The sequence below is a fragment of the Erwinia piriflorinigrans CFBP 5888 genome, from assembly GCF_001050515.1.
GTDB lineage: Bacteria > Pseudomonadota > Gammaproteobacteria > Enterobacterales > Enterobacteriaceae > Erwinia > Erwinia piriflorinigrans.
This window is the reverse complement of the sequence record NZ_CAHS01000014.1, coordinates 381,518-406,627: the sequence shown is the minus strand read 5'-3', so window position 1 is coordinate 406,627 and position 25,110 is coordinate 381,518. Positions and strand designations below refer to the sequence as shown.

The window sequence follows — 25,110 nt, the reverse complement described above, 5'->3', positions numbered from 1 at the left end:
CCCGGGGTGAAGTGATTTGCAGGGGCGACGCAATGATCGCGTCGCCCCTGATGGTAAGAGTGTTTTAGCGCAAAGCCCATGCTGCGGCATGACGGCCGGCCAGAATACCAAAGATGATGATATCTGCTACCGCATTTCCGCCGATTCGGTTAGCACCGTGGATACCGCCAACCACTTCACCCGCCGCCCATACTCCCCCGAGCGGCTGTTGATGCTTGTCCAGCACTTCAGCATTGGTGTTGATGGTCACGCCTCCCATTGTGTGATGCACACCGGGAGCAATGCGAATAGCAAAGAATGGTCCCTTTTCGAGCGGATGGCGCAATGCAGTCTGACGGCCAAAGTCCTCATCATGTTGCTGTACAACGAACTGATTATAACGTTCCAGCGTAGCCTGGAGCGTTTCCTGATCCATATTCAGCTTCACTGCCAGTTCATACGGGGTTGGCGCACTGACCACAAATCCTTTAGCGATATATTCGTCGGCAGCCTTATTGTTTTTACGCACCTGGTCATCAAAGACGATCCAGGCGCTCTTTTCAGGCAGGGCGATGATCTGGGCGGAAACCTTATCGCGCGTTTCCATTTCATTATAGAAACGGTGGCCTGCCTGGCTTACCAGAATCGCCCCGCCGCCACGAATAGCTTCAGAAATCAGGTAAGAGGTCGTCTGTTCGACTGTTGGGTGAATCTGTATTTCTGCCAAATCAACGGTCGCCGCGCCGATCTGCTGTAACATCGCGATGCCGCTACCGGTGGCTCCTTTATGGTTGGTGGTAACAAATCCATCCAGTTCTGGGCGATATTTCACCACCATTTCACGATTTGCGCTAAAACCGCCGGTGGCGACAATCACGCTTTTCGCATGCAGAATGCGGCTGTCATTATATTCGTCGACCACTTTTACCCCAATGACGGCACCCTTTTCACACAGGATCTCTTCAACTGAGGTTTCCAGCAGCACCTCAATGTCACGCTGGTTGATATTCTTTACCAAACCGCTAATCAGGAATCCCCCCACCGCAGAACGGTCGGCCGGACGATGGGTACGATCAATACTCATGCCGCCGGTGATCGTGATATCGTTGAGTTCGATATGGTGACGTGCCAACCACTCAATGGCTTCCGGTGCCTGGTCAACAAACTGGCGCAGCAGCTGCTGGTCGTTTTTGAATTTGCCGCCTTTCAGGGTCTCACTGAAAAACAGTTCTTTACTGTCTTCAATACCCTTCAGCTTCTGAAAACGGGTTTCGGCGGCATTCATTCCTACGGAGGCCTTAATGGTGTTCCCGCCAATGGTGGGCATCTTCTCGATAATTACCACTTTTGCCCCTTCTTCAGAGGCCTGGATCGCCGCCGCAAGACCGCCGCCGCCACTGCCTACCACCACCACATCGTAGTGCTGAGGTGCCTGCGGATTCCCCCCCGCTTCAATGACATGCTCTTTGCTGGAGGTGGTCATAGCACGGGAGACCGCCTTTTTCAGCGCCTCACTTTGCGTGGTGGCACCGGTGATGGCATCCACATGCGGGCTGTTTGCCACCAGCATACGTGTACGCAGGCTTTCGAAGGTGGTGGTGAAATCCACGTCCAGCGTAGCGTCCGGCACCAGCGAGATATCGGTGATACGGTCAGTATCAAGCGTGACGTTGATTTGCAGTTTTAACGCCTCGGCCTCCACTTTTTCCTGATAGACACCGGCTTTATATTTGCGTCCGCCGCTACTGACATCACGGATCATCGCGTCAACCAGTGAGAAGCGCCACAGAGGCTCCGGAATGTTCAGCGCTTCACGCTGCGTGCTGTCAATAAACAGCTCCAGATGGTCATTATCAATAATGCGGTCAGTCCAGTCAGGGTATGCGATGCAGGCTTTACCTACGGCCACTAAATCAAAGCCATGCTCCAGGGCACTTTCAGCGTCGGCTTTGTTCACCACGCCACCGACACCAATTACCGGGATCTTTGCCAGCTGCTCTGAACGCGCGGCAAGATATTTACCGATCAGGGGTGTCGGATCGCTGACATCAACAATTGAAGATCGCAGTAGTTGACCCACCGAGAAATGAACATAGTCCAGACCGCGCGCGGCGAGTTTCTCCAGCAGGTACAGGGTGTCTTCGAAACGGATACCCGGAACTTCGATCTCTTCCGGCGAAAAGCGGTAGCCGATAATGAATGAGGGATCGGCAAAGCGTTGCGCCATTTTATGGGTGATGTCCAGCACTTCCAGCGGGAAGCGGGCGCGCTTTTCGCGGCTTCCTCCCCACTTGTCATCACGTTGATTGGAATGGGGTGAATAAAATTGCTGAATAAGATAGGTGTTGGCACCGTGGATCTCCACGCCATCAAACCCGGCTTTGATCGCACGGTTCACCGCATCACCGAACTTGGTGATCATGACCTCGACTTCTTCAGCACTTAGCGCCTGTGGTATTGTCGCACCGACACGCGCGGCGGCGACAGCACTGGGTGCAACCGGAGTTTTACCACCAATCAGCTCGGGTTCGACCATACGGCCGCCGTGATAAATCTGTAGGATAGCCTTAGACCCGGCAGACTTAATCGCATCAGCGATCCTCGCCAGGCCCGGTATTTTGTTATCGCTATCGATGGCAATCGCTCCGGGGAAGGCCGGGCCTTTAGTATCAATGAAGCAGCATTCCACGATAACGGTTCCGATGCTGCCAGCGCGAACGCGATAGTACTCAACCAGTTCACTGGTCACCGTACCATCATAAAAACCGGTGCAGGTGGTCATAGGTGCCATCAACAGACGGTTTTTTAGCACCGCCCCGTTTGGCAGTGTCAGCGGATTCAGGACAGGAGTAAGTGTATTCATATAGTATGAACTCCGAAAATTAAAAAAACATGGAATCTTTTAGTGGACATCATTTTGATTATATTAGTGGTCCAACCTCATGCTTTCAATATAACAACTTATTAGATTTAATTTCCAGTAAATTTAGTTTTAAAAGTTTTTTGCTGTATAGAAAACTCAATTAGATTAAATCCGCTTACACTATCCTTTTATGTTAACTAGCGAATGACTTCACTCAACAAATATTTTACACAATAAAAAATTGTTATATATCATAAAGATAAAACAACATAACCCTTCCACTTAAAAGTTAACCTGCCTTTACCGAACTAAACAGAGCTGTCAATAAGAATAAAAACCGGTAAATCTTCGTAACTCCTTAAAAAACATAATGGAAAACCGCAGTTTATTGATCTGGATCAATAACTATATTTACGGAAGTATCACTATATTTATATTCAATAGCCAAATACCCCCACAACCGTTCGGGAAGGCAAACTGCTTATTTGCACGCCACGGTTAAATTGCTTAGTAAATTAAATAAATAATGCTCACTCCCTGACCGGGGCGCAAAACGAATTCTTAATAACTTGCAGAAAAATACTATGAAACATACATCGACTGTTAATGAACACGCGAAGGCCCCGCCTGTTGCTGTCCAGCAGGCAAAACGTCTGCTCATGCTTGCCATACCGGTGCTGGTTGCCGTTTTGCTACTGCTCGTTCCGGTTCCGCAAGGGCTTGAACCTTATGCCTGGCACTTTTTCGCTATCTTCGTCGGGGTGATCGTCGGCCTTATTTTTGAACCACTGCCGGGCGCGGTGATCGGTTTAACCGGGGTGGTGGTTATCGCCCTGTTCAGTCAGTGGCTGCTGTTCAGTCCGGCAGAACTGGCCGATCCCGCCTTCAAAACGGCCACTCAGGCGTTCAAATGGGCCGTCAGCGGCTTCGGAAACTCGACGGTATGGCTTATCTTCGGTGCCTTTATGTTTGCCGCTGGCTATGACAAAACGCAATTCGGTCGCCGACTGGCATTGATTCTGGTGAAATATCTCGGCCGTCGCAGCCTGACGCTGGGTTACGCCATCACTTTCGCCGACCTGCTGCTGGCACCTTTCACGCCATCTAATACCGCTCGCAGCGGTGGAACTATCTACCCGATTATTGCCAACCTCCCGCCGCTCTACGGTTCAAAGCCTAACGATCCTAGCGCACGCAAAATCGGTTCCTACCTGATGTGGGTAGCCATTACGGCAACCTGTATCACCAGCTCCATGTTTCTTTCAGCACTGGCTCCTAACCTGCTGGCTCTGGCACTGGTAAAAAGCGTGGTCGGCTTCGATATTTCCTGGGGAATGTGGTTTATTGCTTTCCTGCCGCTGGGCCTGCTGCTGCTGCTCACCATGCCACTGCTGGCCTACTGGTTCTATCCACCGGAAGTGAAGTTCAATGATGAAGTGCCGCGCTGGGCAATAAGCGAACTGGAAAAATTGGGAAGACTCAGCCGTAACGAAATCCTGCTGCTGGTGTTCGTGGTTTCCGCTTTGCTGATGTGGATTTTTGCCACCGCATGGATTGAACCGGCGATGGCCGCGCTGCTGATAGTGGTACTGATGCTGTGGACCGGTGTACTAAACTGGAACGATATCACCAGTAACAAACCGGCCTGGAACACGTTTGCCTGGTTTGCCACTCTGGTGGCGCTGGCAGACGGTCTGGCCCGCGTTGGCTTTATCACCTGGTTGGGTAAAGAAGGTGGCCTGCTGCTGCACGGCTACGACCCGCAGATTTCCGCCGTTGTATTGATGGTCGCCTTCTTCCTGTTGCACTATCTTTTTGCCAGCACCACTGCACATACCACGGCGCTGTTGCCGGCGATGTTAACCATTGCCGCTGCGATACCGGGTATCAATATGCCTGTGTTCTGTTTGATGATGTGTACCTCACTGGGCGTCATGGGGATCATCACACCGTACGGCACCGGCCCAAGCCCGATTTACTATGGTAGTGGGTATCTGCCAACCAAAGACTACTGGCGCCTGGGTACGCTGTTCGGTGCCATCTTCCTGTGCCTGTTGATGCTGATTGGCTATCCGTGGATGGTGATGATGTTCTGAGGAGTCACCCAGCCCCCTTCAGGCATAACTGATATGCAGTTGTTGCCATATTGTTATACCATTCTGCACCTGCCGGGCCGCATCCACAGCCCGGCAGGATAAAGCGAACCGATATCGCCGTGAAGATTGCCTAACCTCCGCATCAGAGAAGGATGGCAGAAGATCATTAAGTGAGAGCAAAATGTCGAAAAAACCATTCTATTACCAGCCGCCCTTTCCGCTTGCTAAAGACGAAACCGAATATTACCTGCTAACCCGTGAACATGTATCTGTCAGCTGCTTTGAGGGCGAGGAAATCCTTAAAGTGACACCAGAGGCGCTGACGCTGCTGGCCCAGCAGGCGTTTCACGATGCCTCATTTATGTTGCGCCCTGCTCACCAGCGCCAGGTTGCTGCCATGCTGGCAGATCCGCAGGCCAGTGAAAATGACAAATACGTCGCATTACAGTTTCTGCGTAACTCCGAGATAGCAGCCAAAGGCATTCTGCCGACCTGCCAAGATACCGGCACGGCGATTATCATGGGCAAAAAGGGTCAGCGTGTCTGGACTGGCGGCGGCGATGAAGCCGCTCTGGCTCAGGGCGTTTACAAAACCTACACCGAAGATAATCTGCGCTATTCGCAGAATGCGCCGTTAGATATGTATACAGAGGTCAACACCGGCACTAATCTGCCGGCACAGATTGACCTGTACAGCGTTGACGGTGAGGAATATAAGTTCCTTTGCATGGCGAAAGGCGGCGGTTCAGCCAATAAAACCTATCTTTACCAGGAAACCAAAGCGCTGCTTACCCCCGGTAAACTGAAAGCGTTTCTTACTGAAAAAATGCGCAGCCTCGGCACTGCCGCCTGCCCGCCGTATCACATCGCGTTTGTGATTGGGGGTACCTCTGCCGACAGCACGCTGAAAACGGTGAAGCTGGCATCGACGCACTATTACGACGAACTGCCCACCGAAGGCAACGAGCATGGCCAGGCATTCCGCGATGTTGAGCTGGAACAGGAACTGCTGCTGGCAGCCCAGAAGCTGGGGCTGGGTGCGCAGTTTGGCGGCAAATATTTTGCCCATGACATTCGCGTAGTGCGCCTGCCACGACACGGTGCCTCCTGCCCGCTGGCGATGGCGGTTTCCTGCTCTGCCGATCGTAATATCAAAGCGAAGATCAATCGTGAAGGCATCTGGATTGAGAAGCTGGAGCACAACCCAGGCCGCTATATTCCTGCCGAACTGCGCCAGCAGGGCGAAGGCGACGTCGTACAGGTTGATCTCAACCGTCCAATGAAAGAGATCCTCGCCCAGCTTTCTGAATACCCGGTCTCTACCCGCCTGTCGCTCAGCGGCACAATTATCGTTGGTCGCGATATTGCTCACGCAAAGCTGAAAGAGCGTATCGACAAGGGCGAAGGCCTGCCACAGTATATTAAAGACCATCCGGTTTACTATGCAGGGCCGGCAAAAACCCCGGAGGGCTACGCGTCAGGTTCTCTCGGGCCAACGACGGCAGGCCGCATGGATTCCTATGTTGACCAGCTTCAGGCGAACGGCGGCAGTATGATCATGCTGGCAAAAGGTAACCGTAGCCAGCAGGTGACGGATGCCTGCCACAAGCACGGCGGCTTCTACCTCGGCAGCATCGGCGGCCCCGCTGCGGTGCTTGCGCAGCAAAGCATCAAAAGTCTGGAATGTGTGGAGTATCCAGAACTGGGAATGGAAGCTATCTGGAAGATTGAAGTTGAAAACTTCCCGGCCTTTATTCTGGTCGATGATAAAGGCAATGATTTCTTCCAGAGTATCCAGCAGAACTCGTGCGGTAAGTGCGTGAAGTAACCGTTACCCCGTGCGCTGGCAGCATGCTGCCAGCGCACGGCTCGCGAAAGACGGAGAACCCGGCCAGTAAACCATATGAAAACGGGCCATTGCTGGTCGCTTCCCCGCCGTTTCTATTTATTTATCCCTTGAAAAGCCCATGTCGACGCTGCTCACCGTCGGACGATTATCTGCGCCGCATCCGGCGGTCAACCATGATGTTTCTTCAGGAAGGTGACGCCTTGTGCGGGCAGGGTTGGCACAGAGTCCTTTAACCAGTGGTAAAGCAGGTCGATATTCTTTTTGCGTCGAGTGTTTTTAGGCCACACCATATAGTAGCCATCGCCGGTAGCAACAGCGTCACTAAATGGCAGCACCAGCAAGCCATTTTTGATCGCCTGTAGGCTAAGCAACAGGTCTCCCACCGATATTCCGTGACCACTGATGGCAGCCAGATTTCCCTGTTCAAGGGTATCAAATACCTTGCCACGGGAAATATTAAGGCCGTGATGCTGCCCTGTGCTTTTCAGCCACCTTCGCCAGTCACGGCGGTCCGGCGAGGGGTGGATCAGTTCACAGGCTACCAGGCCGGTGCGTGCCGCTTCGACCTGTGCTGGCGCACAGACGGGGATCAGCCATTCTTCAAAAAGTAGATTGCTTTCCGTGTCATCGCCAAACTTCCCGTCACCGAGCAGGATGGCGCAGTCGTAGGGCTCACGATTAAAATCAACCGCATCCGTATCCATCCAGACGCTGGAAATTTCAACTTTCGGCGTTGAGTTATGCTCACGAAACGCATTCAGGGCATCCAGCAACCAGCGCATGGTCAGTGTTGAGGGCGCTTTAAGTCTTAGTTCAAAGCTGTTACTGCGAAAAGCAGAGCAGGCCCGCTCCAGGCACAGAAACCCTTCCGTTAACTGCGCCGACAGGGTTCGTCCGGCATCGGTGATGTCAATACGCGGACCATTACGGCGAAAAAGTTCACATTCAAACCAGGATTCCAGCGTGCGGATATGTCTGCTGACGGCACCTGGAGTCACGTTCAGTGCGGCGGCAGCCTTACTGAATGATCCCAAACGGGCAGCGGCTTCAAATGCGCGCAGCGCATAAAGGGGAGGCAGTGTCATTTCAGCTCATCATTGTGATTTTTACTCACAGTAAAGCGGAGTTTTATCCGTTTTTCAATGTTCGCCCTATTCGGAATAATACGCACTAGGAAATATCTAGTGGGCAGAATAGCATGGATAACGGATTAGTAAGCTGTGGGTGCATCCTCAGACAGCCAGATTTAGACAAACCGATTGCAGAGAGTGACATCGCCTCTTCGGCAGTGGGATGGCAACAAGATGCTTTCCTGGACATTAGCAACAGGCTGAACGATCGGCACTTTCCCTGTCTGTTTGCCCGCCACGCGTGGAAAACAGAGTCTCTGCTGTTTAGCTTTATCCGCTCAAAGGCGACGCTTACCGATATGATGAACGCGATGACGGCGTTTATCCAACGCACGCAGAATACGGCTGAAAAAGACCGTCTTTACAGTCCCTTACTTATGGTTTTCGAGCAGCAAGGGTTTTCCACCCTGAATGAAGCCCATCAGTTTGCCTGGCAGCGCCTGCAGGCATTACACGATCATGACATTCAGCCCTGGCCGGAACATATCCCAACATCACCCGATGACAGTACATGGTCATTTTGTTTCGGCGGTCTGGAGCTGTTTATCAACATCAGCTGTCCGGGCCATCTTCAGCTCAAAAGTCGTCATCTCGGCAAACGGGTGGTCTTTGTGGTGAATCCCCGGGTTCATTTCGACATTCTCGCCAGCCACTGTGACCCAAAGGGAATTAAAATCAGAGAGAAAATACGCACCCGCGTATGCAACTACAACAACGGCTACGTTCCCGCTGCGCTGGGCTTTTATGGCGATGAGAATAATCTTGAATGGCAACAATATCAGCTCAATGAGCCGGGTGCAGCTAACTTCTCGCGCTGTCCGCTGCAAATTAACAAGGAGATAAATAAAACATGAACATGACGTTGCTGGGTGCTTATATCCTGTCTGTTCTGATGCTACTGCTAACCCCTGGCCCGGTCGTCGCGCTGATAACCGGAACGGCTGCACGCTATGGCTACCGCAAGGCTTTTGCCACAGTAGTCGGCACCAACGGCGCTTCGCTGGTGTTGATTGCGCTGGCAACATTGATGCTCGCTGGCGTGGTGTCGCTCTCACCCATTTGGCTCTACCTGGTTGGCATTTTAGGTTCGATTTATATCGGCTATGGCGCCATACAGACGCTGCGGGCCATGTTGCGCAAGGATGCGCCGACCAACACAGCGGCCCCTGATAGTGGCGCAGGATTTGTGCGCGGCTTTCTGACAGGTATTGCCAACCCTAAAGATATCCTTTTTTTTGTTTCTTTCTTTCCGCAGTTTATCGCCATAACCCAAAACTTCAGTACCAGTGTGATTACGCTGTCGCTGGTGTGGATCCTGTTTGATTTTTCAGTGCTTACACTATATATACTGACGGTTAAACGCTGGATCCCGGCACGACACGGCGCGCGTATTGAGCTGGTTTCATCCCTTTTTCTGCTTACGGTTTCTTTATGCGGTATCATATATAACGTACATAAAGTGGTAAACGTGATGCCGTAATTGCCCGCTAACATCCCATGATACTGGAACAGATTTTGCGGTATCAGGGTGAAAACGGGCTTTCAGATTAAAATTCGCCGTCAATTAACGCCCTACCTTCTGCTGGATAGTGAATATGCGAAAAAAAACGATAGCCCTGTCCGTGCTGGCACCGCTGATGGCCAGTTTCCAAACGTTTGCCTCCTCAGACGGCTTTGGCTGCCTGTGGGGGACTGCCGGCTGTTATCTGACCAGCCCGCCGGTGCTGGGCATCACCAATGATACCCGGGATAACCTGTTACGGCTGTTGAGTGAAAAAAAACATCTCGCCCTGCCATTACAACCTGTGCCAGTGGATATCACCCGCAGCCGGAATTACTATTTCGGTGCTCACGATGAGTCACCGATCGCAGTCCCGACGACGACCGACAGTACCCCGACAGCCGTCTCCTCTCTGAAGCAATTACTCACCGGGATGGGGCTTGATTATACTCCACCAGCAACCTCGCAGTTCGACGACGAAGAAGCAGAAGATCGCCACGTCTCCAATTCCGCAGAAACCCTTTCTCGTTTCGTAAATGCCTTACTGGCAGATAATTCGCTCCCCCCTGAGCAGAAACGGGCGCTGGCACAGGCACGCATCGCGCTGTCAGAAAAGCCGGAAAGCCGACAGAAGATTGAAGCGCTGAACTTCCCGACAGACTCAGCCGCAGGTGCATTCGCTGACTATTTGCTGGCCTCCAGCGATTTTTATCAGGGTAACTATCCTGCCGCTAAAAAGACCTTCACCCGCTTACAATCCTCGACACAGCCCTGGGTGGCAGAGACCGCCAGCTATATGCTGATGCGGACCGCGTTAAACCAAAGCAGCCAGAATGCCAACGGCGAATACGGCAATTTCGACGTGAAAAAAATTGATAAAAATGCGGCAGCAGAGGCACTGACGGCGGATCGGGCTTATCTGGCAGCAAAGCCGGAGGGACTGTATGCGCTCTCTGCGCAGGGGATGTTGCGCCGCATTTACTGGTATCTGGAAGACTGGGAACCGCTGGCTCAGCTCTATGAGCAGGCGCTGACCCAGGCTGACAGTAGCGATCGGCTGATCGCCCTGGTGGCAGAGAACGATGCGAAGCTGCAAAGCAAAGATCAGAGAGGCGATACTCATTTTATCAGCGCACCTGATGCGCCATTGCTGACTTTCACCCAGGCGCTGCGCCTGATGCGTATCAATCCCTGTGAACAAAAACTTCCCTGCGTCGATCGGCCGTTTCTCGACAGCCTCGAACCCCTATTTTCGCGCTCCGGGCATCAACGGTTATGGCAATACCTCAATGTGATGCAGGCATTCCGCACCGGCGATTATGCCGGGGTGATTGATAAGATTCAGCCGATAACCTCCCTGCCCTCACAGGATATTGTCCTGTTCAGTGAGCAGGTGTTGTACGGCGACGCACTGATGGCACAACAGCAGCGGGACGCGGCACGCAAACACTGGTCACATCTGCTCACCCTGAGTCAGGACGCAGAACAACAGCAGTTTCTACAGGCCAGGCTTGCCGCCGTGCTGGTGCAAGATAACCAGGCTGCACAGATTTTTGTGCCCGACAGTCAGGTGACCAGCCTGCGCTATCGCTCGCTGGTGCTCAAAACGCGCGCCGCGCCAGAACTCCTCCGCCAGCAGGTGAGCGCTGGCCCCAACAATGAAGAACGCACCATTGCCCTGCATACGCTGCTGGTCACGGATTTAACCGAAGCACGTTATACGGACTGGCTGCAGGATAAAAATCTCATTCGCGCTATCGCCCACCCCGTTGAAGCTGAAGCCTTTGACGATGTGCAGGTGAGCCACTTTAACTGGTCAGGAGAGCAGGCAGCTACGGGCTATAGCTGTCCTCGACTGGAGGATGTTGTCACCCGCCTGGGTCAAAACGCTGACGACAGCCACGCGTTAAACTGCCTTGGCGAGTTTTTCCGCACCACTGCGGTAGCGGTAAGTCTGTGGGAAGAGACCGGAGGCAACGGTGCGCTGGACACCGTGCTGAAGGACGACCGCCCGCGAGGGCAACCCGACCGACAGCATTATTACCAACAGGTCATTCTTAATAATAACGCTGAACCGGAAGATAAAAGCTATGCGTTATACCGCGCCGTCATGTGCTATGCCCCATCGGGGTATAACGGCTGTGGCGGCGATGAAGTCAGCAAGGCGCAGCGTAAACGCTGGTTTAATCAGTTAAAAAGTGAGTATCCGGGCAGCAAATGGGCAAAAAAACTCAAATATTACTGGTAATCAGCCTGCTTGGTGCCCTGTTTTGCCCGGCTGCGGGGGCATTACCGCAGATCAACGCCGTGGATTATCAGGCATTCTGGCTGTGGTCCGGGGTCAGCCCCGGGCCAGAAATGCGTGCCGCACGCATCGTTTATCTTCATCAGGGAGAAGTGGTCACCCGCCAGGGCAAGGTAACGTTCGAACGCCTGGGCCTGCCGGTGAGCCGCTTAACTTTCCCGCAGATCTGGTTAACCGTTCGCTTCAATACGCTGGATGTCCCCGATGAGATGCTGGCGCGTATCCTGCGCCTGGTGCAGCGCTGGCGGCTGGCGGGGAATCATGTTGTTGGCCTGCAAATCGATTTTGATGCCGCCACCAGGCGTCTTGGGGACTACGGTCAGTTTTTGCAACGGGTGCGAAAAATAATGCCTGCTGAATATGCTCTTGGAGTAACCGGGCTGTTGGACTGGGCTAAAACCGGCCAAGTTGCCACGCTAAATGCCTTACCCATTGATGAGTTGGTGGTTCAGAGTTATCAGGGGCGTCACACGGTACCCAATTACGCCGATTATCTCCCGGCACTGGCCGGACTTCGCATTCCCTTCCGACTCGGGGTTGTGCAGCATGGTCAGTGGCAACAGCAGGATGAACAGCATCTACTCGCCTCCCCCTGGTATCGCGGCATCGTGGTATTTATGCTTAATTCCCGCTAAACATCATCAGCCGCCGTTGACCGCTCCGGGAGTCAGGGAGCAGCGTGCTGATTCACCGATCCGCTCCGCTCATCGCCCGCCTTAAATGACTGCTTATGCATTTAAAACAGATAATCAGTCAATCCGTGTTTACCCTGGGTCTTAAATCTCGCATAATCTGATGCACTGTTTTTACTTACCCGAGGCTGAGACTGTAATGAGTCAGAAATATCGCGTGTTTATCGATGGCCAGGCGGGCACTACCGGATTGCAGATCCAGCAACGGTTAGCCCGTCATCCTCAAATCGACATGCTCCAAATTGACGAGGCGCAGCGTAAAGATGCTGCCGCCCGTCAGGCGCTGATGAAACAAGCTGACGTCACTATCCTTTGCCTGCCGGATGCCGCTGCGCGTGATGCTGTAGCCCTGGCTGACGAAGTAGGCGCACGCGTGTTGGATGCCAGCTCTGCTCACCGTGTTGATAGCGGATGGGTATACGGCCTGCCCGAGTTGGCTCCTGAACAACGTGAGAAAATCCACGCCGCCAGCCATGTTTCCAACCCGGGTTGTTATGCCACCGGAGCGATTGCCCTGCTGGCTCCACTGACTGCACATGGGCTGTTAAAGGCAGACCAGCCGCTGACCATCAACGCGGTTTCCGGTTACAGCGGCGGTGGCAATCAGATGATTGAAAAATATCGACAGGCGGGTACGGGTTATGCTGCTTACGGCCTGGGCTTCGATCATAAACATCTTAAAGAGATCCAGGCCTGGGGCGGCTTGAGTAGCCGACCCATTTTCCAGCCTGCGGTCGGTGACTATGCTCAGGGTATGCTGGTCTTTATCCCTTTAAATCACATCGACGGCGAGCCGCTACAGCAGGCACTGGCAGACTATTATACCGGCCAGCAGTTTATTCAGGTTAACCCCCTGAACGCCATGGATGAACGGGATGCCCCTTACCTGCTGCCGGAAGCGCTGAACAATACCAATAATATGGAACTCTTTGTCTTCAGCCATGCGCAGCAACGTCAGTGTATCCTGGCGGCACGTCTGGATAACTTGGGTAAAGGCGCTTCAGGTGCCGCCGTGCAGAACCTGAATCTGATGCTGGGTCTGCCGGAAGAGACTTGCGTCAACCTGTAAGGTACATGGCGAGGAAACGATCGCTCTCGCCAGCTTATCCTCGCCGCACGCTTTTCGCCGCATCGCTCATTGGTCCTCGACAGAATGGTTGCTGGCACGATAACGGGTGGCTGGCGGCACATTGCACACCCGTCAGTCATTCTCGTTAGGCCGCGCCATTATCCCTTGTCCCCTTAAAATTCCTGCCTGATTCACACTTTGTCGATCTCATTCTCCTGCTTCGCCACATTTTGTCTAAGGTTTTGTATATTTCCCATAGCATTCAGAACCGTCATGGTAAAGGAGAATACCCGATGAGAAGACCCTTCAGGCACCAATCGTCCGTCCCGCTGTTGGCCTCATTGCTGCTATCTGGCGCGTTAGCAGCCAGTTGCACCGTGCGGGCACAAGAAGATCAGCCCGTTTTCAATGCCATTCCCCAGCCGCCCGATGTCCGTTTGGGGCCGCTGTTTAGCGCGGTGCAGGCAGCAAACCTCTATCCGGATCAGAAAACTTTTGCTGATGCCATACCCAAAAGCGACCCCATGATGATTCTCTCCGACTGGCAGATGCAGAAAATGCAGCGTAATTTCGATCTCAAACGTTTCGTTGCCGCCAACTTCTCCCTGCCAGCCACCGATGACGTCTACACGTCTCCACAAGGGCAAAGCCTGCGCGCGCATATCAACGGTTTATGGAAAGTACTGACGCGCTCCGATAAGGTCGAAAATCAGTGGGATTCGCTGCTGCCACTGCCCAATCCCTATGTGGTTCCAGGCGGTCGTTTTCGTGAAGTGTATTACTGGGATAGTTACTTCACCATGTTGGGGCTGGCAGAAAGCGGCCACTGGGAGCGCGTACAGCATATGGTCGATAACTTCGCCTATCAGTTGGATACCTTTGGTCATATCCCCAACGGCAACCGCAGCTACTATCTCAGTCGTTCGCAGCCGCCTTTCTTCAGCATGATGATTGATCTGCTGGCTCAGCACGCCGGTGATAAGGTTTACGGCCAATATCGTCCTCAGCTGGAAAAAGAGTATCGCTATTGGATGGCTGGCGCAGACAGCGACACGCTTCAGGCTGGTAGTGCCACTCAGCGCGTGGTGAAATTGCGCGATGGCACAATATTGAATCGCTATTGGGACGATCGTGATGTCCCTCGTACCGAATCCTGGCGGGAAGATACTCACACGGCACAACAGGCATCAGGCCGTGATAAGGCGCAACTCTACCGAGATTTGCGCGCTGGCGCGGCGTCCGGTTGGGACTTCAGTTCGCGCTGGTTCGATAAGCCAGACGATCTCACCACTATCCGCACCACGCAGATCCTGCCGGTCGATCTTAATGCATTGCTGTTCCACCTGGAAAAGACACTTGCACGCGCCTATAAAACAGAGAATAACAACCCCGCCAGCCAGCGTTTTGAGCAGCTGGCCGAACGTCGCCAAACCGCAATCGGCAATTACCTGTGGGATGAGAAACAGGGCTGGTATGCCGATTACGACTGGCAGAGATCCAGCGTGCGCCCGCAGCTCACCGCGGCGACTCTGTTCCCGCTATATTTGCAGGCCGCCACTGGCGATCGCGCAACCCGTACCGCCAGTGCGGTGAAAAAGCACCTGCTGACAGAGGGCGGATTGGTCACGACCACCCTCAAATCCGGCCAACAGTGGGATGCGCCTAACGGTTGGGCGCCTCTGCAATGGGTAGCCGTCGAGGGCCTTAACCATTACGGTCAAGAGCCATTGGCAAAAGAAATTGGCTTGCGCTTTCTGAATAGCGTGCAGGCGACTTACGATAAAGAACATAAGCTGGTCGAAAAGTATGTGGTGAAGGGTAAAGCGCTGACGCACGGTGGCGAATATCCGCTACAGGATGGGTTTGGCTGGACTAACGCGGTAACGCTGAAACTGATGGATCTTTACTGCCCGAAAGGCTTGACCTGCAACAATGCCAAAGACCTCAACAGCGAAAAAGCATCTCACTAGCGCTTTAGTTAACGTTATCTCCCGGCATATCAGGCCTGGAGACATAAAAAATCGGGGAGGCCTAAGCCTCCCCGATTGCTGCAACAGCCTGAATCAGCTGCGCACTTTGCGGTAGATCCACAGCACCACGATGGCGCCAATCACCGCAACAACGAAACTGCCGAAGTTGAAACCGTCTACCCGGCCAAAGCCAAAGAAAGTACTGATCCAGCCACCTACAACCGCACCAATGACTCCCAGAACCACAGTGATAATGAATCCGCCGCCATCTTTACCCGGCATAATCCACTTGGCAATAATACCTGCGATCAGACCAAAGATGATCCATGAAAGAATACCCATTGCAAACTCCTTAATTTCTTCTGATTAAATTCATCAACCCGTAAAACGCTGTAAGTATAGGCGATGTTTCCAATTCTGTGATTCAAATCCAAGGTATCTTACTATTTTGCTAAATTCTTTGTAAAGACCTGGGCAGCGGCGCCGATATGCGTTACTGAAGCACGTTATCTATTGAGATGGGAGCAGCTGTGGAACAGGATGATAAAGAGCAGTATCTAAAACAAGGGGCACTGGCAGTCTTGGGAGTGCTGCGCGACCTGCTGAAAAATCAGACGCCGATGCGGGTTTCACATCCGCGTGGTCAGTTTATCACCCGGCTACTGTATGTTGACAAAACCAGCATGGTTATCGACTTTGGCAGTAATGACTATGACAATCAGCTGGCAAAAGAGGCGAATGAACTGCATATCGTTGCTGACACCCGTGGGGCCAGAATTGAATTAATCCTGCCCTCATTAGAGATGGGTGAATATGAGGGACTGCCCGCCTTTACCTCCGCACTACCTGACCAGCTTAAGATGATTCAAAGACGCGAATATTTCCGCGTAAATGCTCCCCTCAACCCGCTTTACTACTGCTATGTTCCCTGGCCAGATGGCTCTGGTGAAAGGCGTCTGCGTTTACAGGATCTGTCGATTGGGGGCGTTGGCGTGCTCTCGGATAGTACCTTTGCCGATTCTCTGAACTGCGGTGACAACATTAAAAAACTGCGCCTGGAGATGGGCGAGTATGGGCGTTTTGTCGTTGATGCGCAGGTGATCAGCATAGGCAAACACAGCGTTGTGGGAAACAAGTGCGAAACGATAGTCACCCCACGCCTAAGCCTGCGCTTTCTCTCTCTGAATGCGGCACAGGAGCGTGAATTACAACAGGTTATCTTCTCTCTGGAGCGGTTGGCCAGAGATAAAGCCAACCGCTTTCAGTAATCATCAGATCGTACGGTAGGCTGTGGTCACCTTCCACAAATAGCGAGGGGCCTGAGCCGCCGGATGCCTCTTCTGCACATGCTGGTAAAAAGCCTCTGGGCTCATGGAATTAATCATAGCAATCGCCTGACTTCGTTCGCGTGCGAAGGTGCGCAGTAACGCACCCGCGCCGTTAGCGTATGAAACAATCGTCGCATAACGCAAGGTTTTGGGATCGCGAATACCGGCTAATTGCTGCTGCTGTAAGATGCGCAGATAGGCCGTGCCAATATCAATATTTTTCACCGGATCGCGCAGCTCGGCTTTGGTCGGCTGCCCGCCCCGGCCTTGCGCACGGTAAACCTCGCGTCCTGCCGTGGATGCTTTAATCTGCATCAATCCAACCGCATTCGATTTACTGACTACCGTTGGATTGCCGCCCGATTCGACGGCAATAATCGCCTCGACAAGCTTCTGATCCACTCCGTTTCGCCGTGCTGCCTGTTCAGTCATCATCGACCACGCTGACGCCACCATTGCCGGAGGCGCCTGTGTTAACGGCGTATTGGGCCTGAGAGCGATCTCTTTTTCTGGCTTACCGGCACAGCCCGCAAGCAACAACATTGCGACGAGCGTCGCCACCTTCACGCTTTTTCTCACGCTTTTTTATCCTCTCCGCCTGAGCCTGGCACCTATCATACGGCTTAGCCGCCATCGGAAAATTACCGTTAATCTTAAATTGTGCTACGGGCTGATGACTTCGCCGCTCCGATTCGTCATCATCAAAGAAATTGGACAGCGCCAGGTGGCAAATAATTCACTGCGCGCATAATAAATCGTCTTAGGGAACATGATGACCATAACACCACGAACCATTCATCTGGTCGCCCCTTCCGGCTTCTGCCAAAATTCGGCTGCTGCGGAACGCGGCATAGCGCGTCTGCAGGCGGCAGGCCATCAGGTCGATAATAGCGGCATTATCGCCCGCCGCGATCGGCGTTTTGCCGGCGATGACAGCCAGCGTCTGGCCGATATTAACGCGCTGTCGCACAGGGATACGCTGCCGGATATTGTGCTGGCGGTACGCGGTGGCTACGGAGCCAGCCGCCTGTTACCACACATCGACTACCCAGCGCTACGCCAGCGTCTGCACAATTCGCCGCTGGCAATCTGCGGCCACAGTGACTTCACGGCAATTCAGCTGGCACTGCTGGCACAAAGTGGCGTGCAGAGCTTCAGTGGGCCCATGCTGACAGGGAATTTTGGTGCCGAGATTTTGTCTGAATTTACCGTTAGCCATTTTTGGCGGGCGTTAACAGAGCCTGAGCTGACGCTCAAATGGCAAACGTCACCGCAGCAACTTCAGGTTAGCGGTACCCTGTGGGGAGGTAACCTGGCAATGATCGCTTCCCTGATCGGTACGCCCTGGATGCCCGATATTCAACAGGGCATTTTGGTCATTGAAGATGTCAATGAGCACCCTTTCCGCATTGAACGCATGCTGCTTCAGCTACACCAAAGCGGTATTCTTGCCCGACAGCGTGCTCTCATTATCGGCAGCTTTAGCGGAGCAACGTTAAGCACCTATGATAACGGCTACGATTTCGCCAGCGTGTGGAACCTGATCCGTGACCTGACCGGATTACCGGTGGTGACAGGGCTGGCCTTCGGCCACGATGACGACACGGTTACGCTGCCCATCGGCGCACAGGGCCTGCTGGCGGTTAACGGAACGTCCGCAGTACTACAGATATCAGGGCATCCGGTGCTGGCCCAATCGCCGGGGAACTCGGCATGAAGCAGCTGTATGAAGATCTGTGGATCTGCACCCCAGAAGCTACCGTCAATAAAATTGAACCGGAGCTGATGATGCACGGGTTTTTATTGCAGCATTTGCGCGGCAACATCCTGATATCCCGCGTGGAAAATCCATTAGATCACGATGCAATTGCCGATCGCGGCGGTATCATCCGCCACTATTTGACGCATTGGCATGAAGCAGGGCCGGCAACTCGTCAAATACAACAACGTTTTAACAGTGCTTTGTACTGTCATGCACGCGCTCTGGGCCACGTTAGTCGCTATGCAGAAGCTGATGCGACATTCACCACGGCAGAGGTGCACTGCGGAAGTTTTCATGTCGTACCCACACCAGGACACACGCCCGGCAGCTCCAGCTTCCTCTACGCCTCACCCTACGGAAAAACCTATCTTTTTGTCGGTGATACCGTCACCCTGTCGCATCATCGCTGGGTGACCGTGCGTGCTGCCGAGAGTAACGAACATGACCTGCATCAGACACTGAACTTCTATCGCGCGCTGCGCCCGGACGTGATCCTGATGAGCAGCACGGTTGGGCACCAGGGATGGCAGGAAGTCGATTTGCGCAAATGGCTGGCATTGCTGGACGAAGCAGAAAACAACCCGTGGGATCTATGCCTCGGTCGGGCATCGAATGACGGTGGCTAAGTCAGAATACGCCCTCTCTTTAACCCGTATTCATTGCATCGGGCACTCCAACCGCCCCCCCGACGCTTGTCAGAGTACCGCATCCACCCGGATGGAAGCTTTAATGCCCGATTGGACACGCACCACCTGATTTCCCAGATGAAATTCTGAACACCGCTGCCGTGTTATCGTCTGCTATGGCAATAGCAACGCTATGCGGTAATACCATCCCTGCATGAAGATACGCATAAATCTAAAATAGTCATTGAACCCGGAAGCACATGCCTGTATTTTTATACAGCTAAAATAAGGAGTAAAAATGTTTGTTGAATTGATCTATGACAAGCGCAACGTCGCCGGGTTGGCTAACGCTGAGGAGTTAATTCACAGCGAGCTGGAAAAGCGGGTTCAACGCGTGTTTCCTGATGCACTGGTCAAGGTAAAACCCATGCAGGCTAACAGTGTAAAAAGCGATGCCAGCAAAAGTGATAAATCCGCCCTGCTGCGTATCATTGAAGAGATGTTCGAAGAAGCCGACCAGTGGCTGGTATCAACAGAATATTGATCGCTTTCGCCCGCGAATGGCAGGCATGCTGCCGACAGCCACAGGACAAAGGCATCGTTTAAGCCAGATTGCTGGTTTGTCGACCATTTTCGGCATGGGTCAGCCAGCCTTATTTCTTGTCAATTTGTCAGATTCCCTGGCGATAAAGCGGCTTATACAAAATCCCTGATCTTGTTTCAACCGCGCTAATGTAAGATATCGCCGGGCTAACGTTTTTGACACATGCTCAGTTCTTCTGTCAGTAAATCACATACCTTTGCTGCAAATGCAGAGCTGTCGCGCAGCATCAGCATGGCCTCAGCGAGGTTTTGCGGCGGGACCTGCCCCACGATACGCCAACCAAGTGCGATATTTTTCGCCTCTTCCAGCCGTTCTGAATAATATTCACCTGCCACCGTTTCAGACACGATATTCTCCTGATTTGCTCTTTTGGCTATTCTACGGAGCCGCGCGCCGTAAGCACAAGCCCCGCTTATCGCTTCAGGCCTCATCAAGGGTTGTTTTTTAGCCATTTTTGCCCTAAAAACCCGCTTCCACCCAGCAATTCGGATTAAACCCAATAAAAAGTTAGCTGTTTTTAAGGGGGGAATGGGAAACGCTTGCCTGTTCCTGTCTATATTTTCAGCGTATTTTCATTCATTATCCACAAACCACATCAGGGCACTTCGGTTAAGCCATCTCCTGATTATTTTTATTTATCGGCGGGGGCGCAACACGGCAAAAACCACCGCCACGTTACCTTTGGCTCGATACACCGCTGCACACAAAATCATATTGATCATCACAATAGCCCAATGTGTTTGAGTGTAACCATCTAACAGAAAGCGAAAGGGAACAGATGCGTATGCCAGGATAATCAGATAAGCCAGCCACGATGCCCACCATTGATGCCGGGCACCGGGTTTGCAAAAGAACATCAAGCGAACCACTATTGCAGTACAAAGCACGACATTAATCATGACCATTAAATCACTTATTATCATGTGAGCCTCCCTTCCAACGAGTGAACCAGCTCCAGGGATCCTGCTGGCTGAAAAAAGTCAGCGTTTTAATGGCTAATGCAGAAAGCAATACAGCACCCAAACCATCCAGTGGCCTTTCGCTATACCCCAGGATTTGCTCCAACTTTGCCCCGACCAGGCCGGCGCCATATACGCCAACTATCCAGGAGACTAAGAAATTGGCGGCACGCCTGGTGACTTTCATATATGCCGCGGTGGTCACATAAAATACCGCGCCCGCAAAAGCGCCAAATAGAACACAGTAATCCGTACTGCCTGTACCCCCAACGACGCTGCCGACAGCCGTCAATACGCTGCCCAGATATAATGCAAAAAATGATGCTGCCATATTGCCCCCCTTTACCGTTCCAGATGACTTTTCAGGGATGGCTTACGCCGGGCCTGGTGGCTGGGTTCCACTTCCTGTGAAACGGCCATTTAGCTAACACTACATCGCATTTTGCGTACGCGTGAGCGACCAGGTAGAAATTTGCTCAAAGTTCCTTCAACGCTTAGTCACTTCCTCCTGCCGGGCAACTAATGACCTTACCGCCTCCGGACCAGGCACATGAGCAAACCAGAAACTCGAATCAAAAAGCTGCGTGGCTACTTCAGGCCTGACAATAAAATCAGCGCTTCTGAAATTGAAGAGAATTTGGGTGACTTCCGCCTGTTCTTACGTACAACATTTGAAAATATCTGACTGTTTGAGGCGCTAAGCTCGGCTATAAGGGGGGATCCCGTGTTGGCCGAAAAGCGATACGGCTCTATATCCCCATTCGGACAGTGGTACACTGTACCCACCAATACAGGTACTATTCTATGCCCAAAGCGTGATAAAATTCACAAGCATAGCTTTACCTGGCAAGTATTTTGTCAGGACTTACGCGGAAACAAAAAAAGACCACCTAATATAATAAATGAATGAGATAAAATTTTGATGATCAGTATAAACGACAGAAAATTATTAGCATTATACTCATGCTTGACATTGATTTTTTTATATCCGCTCATCCAGGCGGGTGTTTTCTACCGTGATGATTTAGACAGAGCAATTACAGGCCAGTATGGATGGCGTGGGCTGGGAAGACCAGTAGCCGACATATTGATGAAAATCCTTTCCGCCAGTGGCCACTATAATCTCGACCTGTTTCCCTACACCATGATAGTGTCTTGCTTATTGATTGGCGCCTCATGCTTATTACTTAGTCAGCATTTGATAAAACAAGATGTTCCACACGCTAATTTCATCGCGTCGCTTTTGATATTTAACCCCTATTTATTACAAAACCTGGCTTACCGCTACGATTCATTGGGGATGGCCTTAGCATTTTTACTCGCCGTGTTGTCTTATACCTATAGCAACAATAGCGCAGTTCGTGAAACAACATTAAAATTAACGGCTGGAATACTGGCATTAACATTATATCAGCCATGCACCAATATTTTCATCGCACTGCTTGCCATTGATGTATTGATCATCGCATTTAAAAACCATAAAAAAATTGAAAAAACCTTACATCTTATCGTCAAAAACACCATTTTATTTATTCTATTCAATCTTATTTATATGGTGTTATTTGCACCTAAAAACAATACACGCGCAAAATTAGTGACGCCTGACAGCCAGGGTTTCGACAAAATATCTCACACCGTCAATGAACTGTCAGATCTTGTTTCATCTTATTTTTATGCGCCATCGTATATTTATTTCCTGTTACCTTTACTGGTCGCAGTGACATTAATAGCGTTTAACATATATCAAAAAAAAATAAAAGCAATTTCATTCTTACTGCCAGCCACTTTGGCATTACTTATCTTTTTAATGTCTCTTATGGGGCCAACAATCTTTCTTCAGGATGCCCCTGTATTGCCAAGAGCAATAGTGACATTTTCGGTGATATTTATTCTCATTTCCATTCCAGTAGTCTATCTCTCTCCGCGATTAAGATATATCTCCTTAATCCCTGTCATCACAGCATTTGCCTTCAGTGCTCAATTAAGTAGCACCATAAAGTCGCAGTACGAATATGAGGATTTTGTTTTTAGTATGATTACCAGAGATCTGATAAACCATCCGGGCATAAATACTATCCTCACAACAGGGCAGGTTAATCTTAACGAACGGGCAAAATTATTGATTAACAACAAGCCTGTTATTAACTATTTTGTTAGTCCAGCAGGACAGTTCTTAGCTTCATTTCAACTAATCAATAAAGGACTCACCCAAACAACTCATGGTTATGGTGAAGAAAATGATAATAAGAAAATCCTTCAGCATATCATGGAAAAAGGAACTGAACCCACCGTTTGTAATCCAGAATATTGCATCTACATAAAAAATGATTTAGCGGTAATAAAATTAGGTAACAGTATTCTTTGACGAGCTAATAACAGGCGTTGCGGACGTATAGTTTTGATGCCCGCAGCCTCTTTCTGAGTGGATTCACTCGTTCGACAGACAGAAAAAATCTTGCCCCTTAGCGAGGACTTACCTGGCTCAAGCGCAGTATAGCAAGTAAAAGGAATTAATATTAGGGCTGGCTCCAATAAATTTTGCAATAATAAGCTGGATAGTTTGGATGCCCCACTTTTCACTTAGAAAAATAAGCTCATCCGCATTTATATGGCCATCAAGACGCGGCAGTATAATTGCAATACCGTGCTAATGGTACGAGTCCATATGACTTCGTTTAAACAAAAGTTAAACGAATCCTGATATACTCCGAAACACCCTGATAATAACGCACCGTTAGCTTTTTTTTGCCGAAACTGGCTGATAAAATACCAAGATGGAAATGTTAAGCCTCTTACGAGGCTTCTTAAATAAAATCAGGGACAGGTTGACATTCATGCATGATAAGCACACGAGAAGTTTTAAACCCATCTTAATTCATTTACTGGCTATCATATTCTCAATACTTTTTGATTCTTCTTTTGGTTTTTCTCTTCGGCCTTGCTATGCACTGGTCATTTATTTACTTCTAATCATAACCTCACCCATAAAATATCTTTTTTCAATAGTTACTCTAAGCCTGAGTGCGATATCATCTCTATATGCCCCCATTTCATTCTTATATGGCTCACCGAATATCAATATATTATTATCAATAGGCCACTCGAATTTTTCAGAAAGTTTAGAATTTCTTTCAGCTATACCATTTACCTACTATCTTTTTAGCGCCACGGTTATATTTATCACCCTTGTTCTATTGAAAAACTCAAGCCTGCTGGATATTAAACACCGTAAGTTAACACTCTTCATATTGCTTAGCATTTTGTTATTCCGTCCAATATCCAGCGCAACAACTAAGGGTGAGATGGAAATTGACTTTACACCAGTAAAATTTATAAAAAGATTTTGTGATGCAGCGATCACCGTAAACAAAGATAACTCCAGACTTAAATCACTGATAAATAAAAAGACCACCCTGACACCAACTAATGCCAGTGATAAATTTGACACCTATATTCTTGTTGTCGGTGAAAGTGCACGCCGGGATTTTATGGGGGCTTACGGATTCAAAATAAATAACACCCCCTTCATGAGTTCAGTAAACGGGACCATTTTTAACAAATATATTTCTGCGGCAAGTTCTACACAAATGTCTCTGTCAACATCCTTTTCCGTTCATAACAAGCCGCAGAACAATCTTATCCGTCTTGCACAAAAGCAAGGTTTAGATACATGGTGGATATCTAACCAGGGAAGTTACGGGGATGACGATTCTCAAATTTCAGCTATTGGCAAACAGGCAGACCACCCGGTATTCATCAAAAAGGGCGAATATGATGCGACGAACCACGATGACGTGGAATTATTCCCTTATATAAAGACTGCACTACAAACTAACAGCAAAAATAAATTAATCGTGGTCCATTTGATGGGGTCGCATTCTAACTTCTGCACTCGCACAGCCAACAAGTATGATGACTTTTATGTGAACAAAACATTATCATGCTATGTTCAGACGATAAAAAACACCGACATTTTACTATCCCATATCGCAAAAGCGGCAAATGAAGAGAACAAAAAATGGACACTGATGTATTTTTCAGATCATGGATTATCTTTTGTAGGTAAAGAGAACGAGAGTACGCTCACCCTCACTCACGGAGATAAAACGAAGCAAAACTTCAGCGTCCCACTGTTTATCACTTCTTATGATTCAACCAGACGGGCTGTGAGAGAACTTCCGTATTCTGCAATGGATTTTTTATCTCTTTACCTTTTCTGGACGGGATCACGTGAAAATACGATTGCTCAAACATGTAACCCTATTGAGATAAATAAATGTAAAAACAATGAGATAAAGGTTATCGATTTCGATCATAATATTAAATCCTATTCGGATTTAATAAATGAACCCGTCATGTAATCAAATGCACAACGAA

At 50.5% G+C, this 25,110-nt stretch carries 22 protein-coding genes; 15 read left to right on the top strand and 7 right to left on the bottom strand.

Annotated elements, in window-relative coordinates; all coding sequences use genetic code 11:
• Window positions 1–64 precede the first annotated feature (64 nt).
• Entirely contained in the window at window positions 65–2,842 is a 2,778-nt protein-coding gene (locus EPIR_RS08025) for a flavocytochrome c (RefSeq protein WP_023654845.1), read from the bottom strand.
• Between the two features lie 584 nt (window positions 2,843–3,426).
• Between EPIR_RS08025 and EPIR_RS08020 the strand changes: the two genes are divergently transcribed.
• Window positions 3,427–4,938, top strand: coding sequence for a DASS family sodium-coupled anion symporter (locus tag EPIR_RS08020; protein ID WP_023654844.1), 1,512 nt, complete (start codon window positions 3,427–3,429; stop codon window positions 4,936–4,938).
• 181 nt (window positions 4,939–5,119) lie between these two features.
• Window positions 5,120–6,766, top strand: coding sequence for a class I fumarate hydratase FumA (fumA, locus tag EPIR_RS08015; protein WP_023654843.1), 1,647 nt, complete (start codon window positions 5,120–5,122; stop codon window positions 6,764–6,766).
• 188 nt (window positions 6,767–6,954) lie between these two features.
• On the opposite strand, the gene EPIR_RS08010 is transcribed toward fumA, so the two are convergent.
• Window positions 6,955–7,872, bottom strand: a complete 918-nt coding sequence (locus EPIR_RS08010) for a LysR substrate-binding domain-containing protein (protein ID WP_023654842.1) — start codon at window positions 7,870–7,872, stop codon at window positions 6,955–6,957.
• Window positions 7,873–7,985: 113 nt separating this feature from the next.
• Between EPIR_RS08010 and EPIR_RS08005 the strand changes: the two genes are divergently transcribed.
• The 6 genes from EPIR_RS08005 (at window position 7,986) to treA (ending at window position 15,454) form a co-directional block, all read left to right on the top strand.
• On the top strand, window positions 7,986–8,771 hold the full coding sequence (locus EPIR_RS08005; protein WP_023654841.1) for a YqcI/YcgG family protein: 786 nt from the start codon (window positions 7,986–7,988) through the stop codon (window positions 8,769–8,771).
• Window positions 8,768–9,397 carry a LysE family translocator gene (locus EPIR_RS08000; RefSeq protein WP_023654840.1) on the top strand — a complete coding sequence of 210 codons (630 nt, stop codon included), beginning with the start codon at window positions 8,768–8,770 and terminating at the stop codon, window positions 9,395–9,397. Before EPIR_RS08005 ends, EPIR_RS08000 begins: the two co-directional genes overlap by 4 nt.
• A gap of 115 nt (window positions 9,398–9,512) precedes the next feature.
• Window positions 9,513–11,666 (top strand): PA5441 family protein, encoded by a 2,154-nt coding sequence (locus tag EPIR_RS07995; protein WP_023654839.1) that lies wholly within the window; start codon window positions 9,513–9,515, stop codon window positions 11,664–11,666.
• Window positions 11,636–12,358, top strand: coding sequence for a DUF3142 domain-containing protein (locus EPIR_RS07990; RefSeq protein ID WP_023654838.1), 723 nt, complete (start codon window positions 11,636–11,638; stop codon window positions 12,356–12,358). Before EPIR_RS07995 ends, EPIR_RS07990 begins: the two co-directional genes overlap by 31 nt.
• A 196-nt stretch (window positions 12,359–12,554) precedes the next feature.
• On the top strand, window positions 12,555–13,484 hold the full coding sequence (gene argC, locus EPIR_RS07985) for an N-acetyl-gamma-glutamyl-phosphate reductase (RefSeq protein ID WP_023654837.1): 930 nt from the start codon (window positions 12,555–12,557) through the stop codon (window positions 13,482–13,484).
• A gap of 293 nt (window positions 13,485–13,777) precedes the next feature.
• Window positions 13,778–15,454 carry an alpha,alpha-trehalase TreA gene (gene treA, locus EPIR_RS07980; RefSeq protein WP_023654835.1) on the top strand — a complete coding sequence of 559 codons (1,677 nt, stop codon included), beginning with the start codon at window positions 13,778–13,780 and terminating at the stop codon, window positions 15,452–15,454.
• 93 nt (window positions 15,455–15,547) lie between these two features.
• Here treA and EPIR_RS07975 read toward each other — a convergent pair whose 3' ends face one another.
• Entirely contained in the window at window positions 15,548–15,796 is a 249-nt protein-coding gene (locus EPIR_RS07975) for a GlsB/YeaQ/YmgE family stress response membrane protein (protein ID WP_023654834.1), read from the bottom strand.
• 188 nt (window positions 15,797–15,984) lie between these two features.
• Between EPIR_RS07975 and EPIR_RS07970 the strand changes: the two genes are divergently transcribed.
• Window positions 15,985–16,722 carry a flagellar brake protein gene (locus EPIR_RS07970; RefSeq protein WP_023654833.1) on the top strand — a complete coding sequence of 246 codons (738 nt, stop codon included), beginning with the start codon at window positions 15,985–15,987 and terminating at the stop codon, window positions 16,720–16,722.
• A gap of 3 nt (window positions 16,723–16,725) precedes the next feature.
• Here EPIR_RS07970 and emtA read toward each other — a convergent pair whose 3' ends face one another.
• Window positions 16,726–17,361 (bottom strand): membrane-bound lytic murein transglycosylase EmtA, encoded by a 636-nt coding sequence (gene emtA / locus EPIR_RS07965; RefSeq protein ID WP_023654832.1) that lies wholly within the window; start codon window positions 17,359–17,361, stop codon window positions 16,726–16,728.
• Between the two features lie 193 nt (window positions 17,362–17,554).
• Here emtA and ldcA point away from each other — a divergent pair, with 193 nt between their 5' ends.
• The 3 genes from ldcA to EPIR_RS07950 all read left to right on the top strand — a co-directional run bounded on the left by ldcA (window position 17,555) and on the right by EPIR_RS07950 (window position 19,714).
• Complete coding sequence (ldcA, locus tag EPIR_RS07960) at window positions 17,555–18,499, top strand: muramoyltetrapeptide carboxypeptidase (RefSeq protein WP_023654830.1); 945 nt, start codon at window positions 17,555–17,557, stop codon at window positions 18,497–18,499.
• Window positions 18,496–19,170: an MBL fold metallo-hydrolase gene (locus tag EPIR_RS07955; RefSeq protein ID WP_023654829.1), complete on the top strand. Its 675-nt coding sequence runs from the start codon at window positions 18,496–18,498 to the stop codon at window positions 19,168–19,170. The genes ldcA and EPIR_RS07955 overlap by 4 nt, the downstream gene beginning before the upstream one ends.
• 298 nt (window positions 19,171–19,468) lie before the next feature.
• Window positions 19,469–19,714, top strand: a complete 246-nt coding sequence (locus EPIR_RS07950; protein WP_023654828.1) for a DinI-like family protein — start codon at window positions 19,469–19,471, stop codon at window positions 19,712–19,714.
• A gap of 206 nt (window positions 19,715–19,920) precedes the next feature.
• Here EPIR_RS07950 and EPIR_RS07945 read toward each other — a convergent pair whose 3' ends face one another.
• The 3 genes from EPIR_RS07945 to EPIR_RS07935 all read right to left on the bottom strand — a co-directional run bounded on the left by EPIR_RS07945 (window position 19,921) and on the right by EPIR_RS07935 (window position 21,064).
• Window positions 19,921–20,226, bottom strand: coding sequence for a hypothetical protein (locus EPIR_RS07945; protein WP_240987352.1), 306 nt, complete (start codon window positions 20,224–20,226; stop codon window positions 19,921–19,923).
• A gap of 183 nt (window positions 20,227–20,409) precedes the next feature.
• Window positions 20,410–20,697 carry a phage holin family protein gene (locus EPIR_RS07940; RefSeq protein WP_023654826.1) on the bottom strand — a complete coding sequence of 96 codons (288 nt, stop codon included), beginning with the start codon at window positions 20,695–20,697 and terminating at the stop codon, window positions 20,410–20,412.
• Entirely contained in the window at window positions 20,684–21,064 is a 381-nt protein-coding gene (locus tag EPIR_RS07935) for a putative holin (protein ID WP_023654825.1), read from the bottom strand. The genes EPIR_RS07940 and EPIR_RS07935 overlap by 14 nt, the downstream gene beginning before the upstream one ends.
• Before the next feature lie 219 nt (window positions 21,065–21,283).
• Between EPIR_RS07935 and EPIR_RS19185 the strand changes: the two genes are divergently transcribed.
• The 3 genes from EPIR_RS19185 (at window position 21,284) to EPIR_RS07925 (ending at window position 25,094) form a co-directional block, all read left to right on the top strand.
• Window positions 21,284–21,418, top strand: coding sequence for a hypothetical protein (locus EPIR_RS19185; RefSeq protein WP_023654824.1), 135 nt, complete (start codon window positions 21,284–21,286; stop codon window positions 21,416–21,418).
• 237 nt (window positions 21,419–21,655) lie between these two features.
• Window positions 21,656–23,098 carry a glucosyltransferase domain-containing protein gene (locus EPIR_RS07930; protein WP_023654823.1) on the top strand — a complete coding sequence of 481 codons (1,443 nt, stop codon included), beginning with the start codon at window positions 21,656–21,658 and terminating at the stop codon, window positions 23,096–23,098.
• A 469-nt stretch (window positions 23,099–23,567) separates the two neighbouring features.
• Window positions 23,568–25,094, top strand: a complete 1,527-nt coding sequence (locus EPIR_RS07925; RefSeq protein WP_167337183.1) for a phosphoethanolamine transferase — start codon at window positions 23,568–23,570, stop codon at window positions 25,092–25,094.
• Window positions 25,095–25,110 lie beyond the last annotated feature (16 nt).

Bases quoted from the DNA above. Each gene is read 5' to 3' on its own strand.
- EPIR_RS08005 (WP_023654841.1), top strand. From the start codon at position 7,986: ATGGATAACGGATTAGTAAGCTGTGGGTGCATCCTCAGACAGCCAGAT.
- EPIR_RS07950 (WP_023654828.1), top strand. From the start codon at position 19,469: ATGTTTGTTGAATTGATCTATGACAAGCGCAACGTCGCCGGGTTGGCT.
- EPIR_RS07955 (WP_023654829.1), top strand. From the start codon at position 18,496: ATGAAGCAGCTGTATGAAGATCTGTGGATCTGCACCCCAGAAGCTACC.
- EPIR_RS07995 (WP_023654839.1), top strand. From the start codon at position 9,513: ATGCGAAAAAAAACGATAGCCCTGTCCGTGCTGGCACCGCTGATGGCC.
- EPIR_RS07940 (WP_023654826.1), bottom strand. From the start codon at position 20,697: ATGATAATAAGTGATTTAATGGTCATGATTAATGTCGTGCTTTGTACT.
- fumA (WP_023654843.1), top strand. From the start codon at position 5,120: ATGTCGAAAAAACCATTCTATTACCAGCCGCCCTTTCCGCTTGCTAAA.
- EPIR_RS07945 (WP_240987352.1), bottom strand. From the start codon at position 20,226: ATGGCTAAAAAACAACCCTTGATGAGGCCTGAAGCGATAAGCGGGGCT.
- EPIR_RS19185 (WP_023654824.1), top strand. From the start codon at position 21,284: ATGAGCAAACCAGAAACTCGAATCAAAAAGCTGCGTGGCTACTTCAGG.
- EPIR_RS08000 (WP_023654840.1), top strand. From the start codon at position 8,768: ATGAACATGACGTTGCTGGGTGCTTATATCCTGTCTGTTCTGATGCTA.
- EPIR_RS08025 (WP_023654845.1), bottom strand. From the start codon at position 2,842: ATGAATACACTTACTCCTGTCCTGAATCCGCTGACACTGCCAAACGGG.
- EPIR_RS07925 (WP_167337183.1), top strand. From the start codon at position 23,568: ATGCATGATAAGCACACGAGAAGTTTTAAACCCATCTTAATTCATTTA.
- EPIR_RS07930 (WP_023654823.1), top strand. From the start codon at position 21,656: ATGATCAGTATAAACGACAGAAAATTATTAGCATTATACTCATGCTTG.
- EPIR_RS08010 (WP_023654842.1), bottom strand. From the start codon at position 7,872: ATGACACTGCCTCCCCTTTATGCGCTGCGCGCATTTGAAGCCGCTGCC.
- ldcA (WP_023654830.1), top strand. From the start codon at position 17,555: ATGACCATAACACCACGAACCATTCATCTGGTCGCCCCTTCCGGCTTC.
- EPIR_RS07935 (WP_023654825.1), bottom strand. From the start codon at position 21,064: ATGGCAGCATCATTTTTTGCATTATATCTGGGCAGCGTATTGACGGCT.
- EPIR_RS07990 (WP_023654838.1), top strand. From the start codon at position 11,636: ATGGGCAAAAAAACTCAAATATTACTGGTAATCAGCCTGCTTGGTGCC.
- EPIR_RS08020 (WP_023654844.1), top strand. From the start codon at position 3,427: ATGAAACATACATCGACTGTTAATGAACACGCGAAGGCCCCGCCTGTT.
- treA (WP_023654835.1), top strand. From the start codon at position 13,778: ATGAGAAGACCCTTCAGGCACCAATCGTCCGTCCCGCTGTTGGCCTCA.
- EPIR_RS07975 (WP_023654834.1), bottom strand. From the start codon at position 15,796: ATGGGTATTCTTTCATGGATCATCTTTGGTCTGATCGCAGGTATTATT.
- argC (WP_023654837.1), top strand. From the start codon at position 12,555: ATGAGTCAGAAATATCGCGTGTTTATCGATGGCCAGGCGGGCACTACC.